Raw genomic sequence first — 5,486 nt, 5'->3', positions numbered from 1 at the left:
CATTGGCGGTACTGATGCTGGAAACGCCCGGGCAATCACTCGCAGGCAGTCACTTGTCCGCTGGATACTCATAACAAACCCCACATACTCTTACGCCATCATCCTTCCGCATTTCTTTGGGTATGCCTAGGAAACAGTCGGTTTCGGTCGGGATTGTTGCGGTTTGGGCAGCAATGGCGGGGGATGGCAGGCAATGTTGCCGGCGGGTTAAGAGTGCAAATCGGGAGACGTCCGTTATCTGGGACAAATTCGCGCCTTGGCGGGATCTATCAATGATAATTTGCCATCTGCCGACGCATCGATAGGAGTAGTTAAGGGCGCAGCCAAAACGGCAAGCCGACCCATGGCGGATCTTGAAGGCGTGGGCACTATGGTTACGGTCGTCTCGGCGCGAACACGGGCAGAGCTGCAAGCCATCCGAACACTTGTGCGGGAATTTGCCGACTGGGCGACGGGCACGATCGTGCCGGACGCCATCGAGCCTCCTCCTGTGCTTGCCAAGTTAGGCGAGGAGCTGGCAAACCTGCCGCGCAAATACACCGACCCGGATGGTGCGCTTTTTCTGGCATCCGTAGATGGGCAGGTTGCGGGATGTATCGGGGGAGGCATGATCATCACAGTATTGAGGTCACTCGGCTTTCGGTCAGACTCAGCGTCCAGAGGCCACGGCGTTGGTGAGGCCCTTGTCCAGCAATTGCTGGCGACCGCTTAGTCGGTAGGCCATCAGCAGGTTATCCTGCGCAGTCACAAGGGAATGGCGTCAGCCCGCCACATCTATCACCGTGCTAGATTTGCCGACATGGACGGCGTCGGGGTCTGTCCGGAATTCTTAGATATCGAAATTGCTATGGCACGGGCTCTGGGCTGACCGCAGTTAATTTTCGGCGGTTTCACAGCCTGATCCATGGACGCTATCAGGACGGCCTGTCGCACTTAGTGTTATGCCTTATTACAAGCGACTGCCACCAAGTCTCCGCAATGGGCTGCGAGCGGGCTATCGAGCCATTAACTGCCGGCATGCGCCCTGCTAGCCATAAAAAACCCCGCCGGAAGCCGACGGGGTTTTCTGATTTTAGGGTGCTGATTTTACGCCGCAGCGAGATTGCGCAGCACGTAGTGTAGAACGCCGCCGTGTTCGATGTATTCTTTCTCGATCGCGGTATCGATCCGGCATTTCAGCTCGATGTCTTTGGTCTTGCCGCCGGCATAGGTGATCGTGCAGGGCACGTTCGAGAGCGGTTTCAGATCGCCCTCGAGGCCGGTGATCGAGACGGTTTCGTCGCCCTTCAGACCAAGCGATTTGCGGCTGTCGCCGTTTGTGAACTCGAACGGGATGACGCCCATGCCAACAAGATTGGAGCGGTGGATACGCTCGAAGCTTTCGGCGACCACGGCTTTGACGCCGAGAAGGGCTGTGCCTTTGGCGGCCCAGTCACGCGAGGAACCGGCGCCATATTGTTCGCCGCCGAAGATCACCAGCGGGATGCCCTGATCCTGATAGGCCATGGCCGCGTCGAAGATCGACTGTTGGGTGCCGTCTGGGCCGGTGGTGTAGCCGCCTTCGACGCCGTCCAGCATCTCGTTCTTGATGCGGATGTTGGCGAAGGTGCCGCGCATCATGATCTGGTGGTTGCCCCGGCGTGATCCGTAAGAGTTGAATTCGCGCGGGGCGACCTGACGATCAGTGAGATAACGGCCAGCCGGAGTAGACTCCTTGAACGAACCGGCGGGAGAGATATGGTCCGTGGTGATCATGTCTCCGAGGATCGCCAAGACACGGGCATCTTTTACATCGGAGATTACACCCGGTTCAGCCAACATGCCCTCGAAGTAGGGTGGGTTCTGGACGTATGTCGAGCTGGACGGCCAGTCATAGGTCAGGCTGTCAGTTGTCTCAACACCCTGCCATTTCTCGTCGCCTTTGAAGACGTCGGCGTATTTCGACGTGAAGGCTTCGCGGGTCACGGTCGCTTCGACCATTTCCGCGATCTCTTTCTGGCTGGGCCAGATGTCTTTGAGATAGACGTCGTTGCCGTCCTGGTCTTTGCCAAGGGGCTGTGTCGCAAGGTCAATGTCCATGGTGCCGGCAATGGCGTAGGCCACGACAAGCGGTGGTGATGCCAGGTAGTTGGCGCGCACGTCGGGCGAGATGCGTCCCTCGAAGTTGCGGTTGCCTGACAGGACCGAGGTGGCGACGAGGTCGCCTTCGGAGATTGCTTTGGAGAGCGCGGGAAGGATCGGGCCTGAGTTGCCGATGCAGGTGGTGCAGCCGTAGCCCACAAGATTGAAGCCAAGCGCGTCGAGGTCGTCTTGGAGATCGGCGGCTTCGAGATAGGCGGAGACAACTTGGCTTCCGGGAGCCAGCGATGTTTTCACCCATGGCTTGCGGTTGAGACCAAGAGCGTGGGCTTTGCGCGCGACGAGGCCTGCGCCGATCATCACGTAGGGGTTCGAGGTGTTGGTGCACGACGTGATCGATGCGATCACGACCTTACCCGATTCCATTGTGTAATCTTCGCCGTCGACGGCGACTTCTTTGCCCATGGGGCGCTTGAAGGTGTTTTCCATCTCGTTAGCGAAGGCGGATTTTGCGTCGGTAAGGGCCACGAAATCCTGCGGGCGCTTGGGGCCTGAAATGGCCGGAACGATTGTGCCCATGTCGAGGGTCAGAGTGTCGGTATAGACGGGCGCATAGCCAGTGTTGCGCCAGAAGCCGTTTTCCTTGGCATAGGCTTCGACCAGGGCGACGCGGTCTCTTGAGCGGCCTGTTTGTTCGAGGTAGCGGAGTGTCTCGGCATCGATCGGGAAGAAGCCACAGGTCGCGCCGTATTCCGGCGCCATGTTGCCGATGGTTGCGCGGTCTGCGAGGGGCACATTGTCAAGGCCGTCGCCGTAAAATTCGACGAATTTGCCGACAACGCCCTTGGCGCGCAGCATTTGCACGACTTTCAGCACAAGGTCGGTAGCCGTGGTGCCTTCAAGCATGGCGCCGGTCAGCTCAAAGCCGACGACTTCAGGGATCAGCATTGAAATTGGCTGGCCCAGCATCGCGGCTTCGGCTTCGATGCCGCCGACGCCCCAGCCGAGAACGGCGAGGCCGTTCACCATTGTGGTGTGACTGTCAGTGCCGACAAGCGTGTCTGGATAGGCGACGATTTCGCCGTTTTGGTCGGTGTCGGACCAGACGGTCTGGCTGAGGTATTCAAGGTTCACCTGATGGCAGATGCCGGTTCCCGGTGGCACAACACGGAAGTTGTTGAAGGCGGACTGGCCCCACTTCAGGAAAGTGTACCGTTCCATGTTGCGTTCGTATTCGCGGTCAACGTTCATTTGGAAAGCGCGGGGGTTGCCGAACTCGTCGATCATCACCGAGTGGTCTATCACGAGGTCGACCGGGTTCAGCGGGTTAATCTTTTCGGCGTCGCCGCCAAGGGCCACGATGCCGTCTCGCATGGCGGCAAGGTCAACCACGGCAGGTACGCCGGTGAAATCCTGCATCAGCACGCGCGCGGGGCGATAGGCAATTTCCCGGGGGTTCTTGCCACCGTTGTCAGCCCATTCCGAAAACGCCTTGATGTCGTCAACGGTCACGGTCTTGCCGTCTTCAAAACGGAGCATGTTCTCCAGAACGACTTTCAGTGCGGCGGGCAGGCGGGAGAAGTCACCGAGACCTGCGGCTTGCGCAGCCGGAATAGAGTAATACGCGACGGACTGGTCGCCGACTGTGAGCGTTTTGCGGGTTTTGGCGGTATCCTGGCCAACGGTGATGGGCATGTCGGGTGGTTCCCTTCGTATGACGGTTTCGCTTTAGTGAACGATTGAATTGAGGTGTCTTTATCGCCTTGGATGTGTTGTCCGCAAGGGGGATGAGGCAATTTGTATACCATAGTGTACAGTATTATCCGCAAAACTTTGAGGACTTTTGTAACGTGCTCTCGCAAAACGTTGATTGGCGTGTTTGTCTGTGAGCGGCTAGTCAGGCAGTCTCACGGCGAGATGGATAGGTTTATGCGACTTTTGGTTTGGTGTTCGGCGATTTGGGTGGCGCTTGCTTCTTTTGCAGCGGCGGATGATCCGGTCGTGGTTGAGCTATACACATCACAGGGCTGTTCGTCATGTCCGCCCGCAGACAAGATGCTGGCCGCGCTGTCGGATCGCAGCGATATTATCGTTCTGGCGTTGCATGTCGATTATTGGGATTATATCGGCTGGAAAGATGAATTTGCCGATCCGGCTCATACGGTCCGCCAGCGAGGCTATGCGCGCGCGGCGGGCAAGCGGTCAATTTATACGCCGCAGATGGTCATCGGGGGCGTGGATCGTGTGGCTGGGGCCAATACGATGCAGCTTATGGAATACATCGAGATGCATCGCAGGGCGGCGAAACCGGCCGCTGTAACGCTTGGACGGGATGGCGATCGGGTGTCAGTATCGATCCGCGCGACAGGGCCGATGCCGTCGGAGGGGGCTGTGGTACAAGTGGCGACGGTGACGCCAAGTGCGACGGTTGATATCCGGCGAGGCGAGAACGCAGGTCGCACGCTTGAGTACCACAATATTGTGCGCAAACTGATCGAGATCGGAGAATGGAACGGGCGCGGCACGTATCGTGCGTCGCTCAAGGTACCGGACGGTGTGCGGGTTGTTGTTTTCGTGCAGCAATCCACGTCTGGGCCCATCCTTGGAGCCGCGCAGCTGCGTTAGGTTTCAGATGTCCACGGCGTTTGCGGCCCGTTTCCACCGCTTGTGAATCCAAAACCACTGATCCATATGATCGCGCGTCACCGCTTCGACGCTGTCGTTATAGGCTTGCATCATCTTGTTGGGATCGCCGTTTGGAATGGGCGTGTCTGCAAAGATGTTGAAAGTCAGACCATCCGGCTGGCGCAGGCCGTAGATTGGCACCATAAGGGCGTCGTATTTGATCGCCCATTCGGCGGCAGACACAGGTGTATGCGCAGGGTGGCCGAAGAATTCCAGAAGCGGCGCGCCAGTTGAGCCAATGTCGCCTACTATCCCAATTGTGCCACCTTTTTTCAGGTGTGAAATCAGAGAAGCAAGGCCGCGAGCTGTTGTTGGAAAAGCCGGGCTTGCGATCTGTTTAACTGCTTTGACGTAGTGGTCATTGAAGATCGTATTGCGCATCGGTTTATAGAGCGCGGCCATCGTTTGCCCTGCCATTGCAAATGAGCCTCGCACGGCGTCGTAGTTGCCGATGTGGGCGGTCAGAAGAACGATCGGGCGCCCCTGTTTTTGGGCGTCGTGAATGGCGGACAGGCCAGGACCGCTTTGCGGGGCATCTTTGACGCGGGCGAGAAAATCGTCGCCTGAGTAAATCTCGATCAGGGTGCGGCCGACGTTGTTGGCAACGCGAGCAGCGATGCGGCGTGTCTCGGCATCGGGAGTGTCGGGGAGCACAAGATGAAGGTTGTCGCGCACGCGTTTGTTCCAGCCCGCAAGCGGAGCGACGACGGTTTGGACAAGCC

Annotated in this window: 4 protein-coding genes; 2 read left to right on the top strand and 2 right to left on the bottom strand. The window is 58.2% G+C overall.

What is annotated here, in order from left to right:
* Positions 1–343: 343 nt before the first annotated feature.
* The gene (locus Q1B15_RS04120) at positions 344–712 is read left to right on the top strand and encodes a GNAT family N-acetyltransferase (protein WP_299750583.1); all 369 of its coding nucleotides are present in this window, start codon (positions 344–346) and stop codon (positions 710–712) included.
* 374 nt (positions 713–1,086) lie between these two features.
* Here Q1B15_RS04120 and acnA read toward each other — a convergent pair whose 3' ends face one another.
* Positions 1,087–3,774, bottom strand: coding sequence for an aconitate hydratase AcnA (gene acnA, locus Q1B15_RS04115; protein ID WP_299750581.1), 2,688 nt, complete (start codon positions 3,772–3,774; stop codon positions 1,087–1,089).
* A gap of 234 nt (positions 3,775–4,008) precedes the next feature.
* Between acnA and Q1B15_RS04110 the strand changes: the two genes are divergently transcribed.
* Positions 4,009–4,704: a thioredoxin family protein gene (locus Q1B15_RS04110; protein ID WP_299750579.1), complete on the top strand. Its 696-nt coding sequence runs from the start codon at positions 4,009–4,011 to the stop codon at positions 4,702–4,704.
* A gap of 3 nt (positions 4,705–4,707) precedes the next feature.
* On the opposite strand, the gene Q1B15_RS04105 is transcribed toward Q1B15_RS04110, so the two are convergent.
* A partial coding sequence (locus Q1B15_RS04105) for a lysophospholipid acyltransferase family protein (protein WP_299750577.1) occupies positions 4,708–5,486 on the bottom strand: 779 nt, incomplete at its 5' end.

It is taken from the genome of uncultured Boseongicola sp. (assembly GCF_937988555.1).
In the GTDB taxonomy this organism is placed as follows: Bacteria; Pseudomonadota; Alphaproteobacteria; order Rhodobacterales; family Rhodobacteraceae; genus Boseongicola.
This window is presented reverse-complemented; position numbering and strand designations above follow the sequence as displayed.

Bases quoted from the DNA above. Each gene is read 5' to 3' on its own strand.
- Q1B15_RS04120 (WP_299750583.1), top strand. From the start codon at position 344: ATGGCGGATCTTGAAGGCGTGGGCACTATGGTTACGGTCGTCTCGGCG.
- acnA (WP_299750581.1), bottom strand. From the start codon at position 3,774: ATGCCCATCACCGTTGGCCAGGATACCGCCAAAACCCGCAAAACGCTC.
- Q1B15_RS04110 (WP_299750579.1), top strand. From the start codon at position 4,009: ATGCGACTTTTGGTTTGGTGTTCGGCGATTTGGGTGGCGCTTGCTTCT.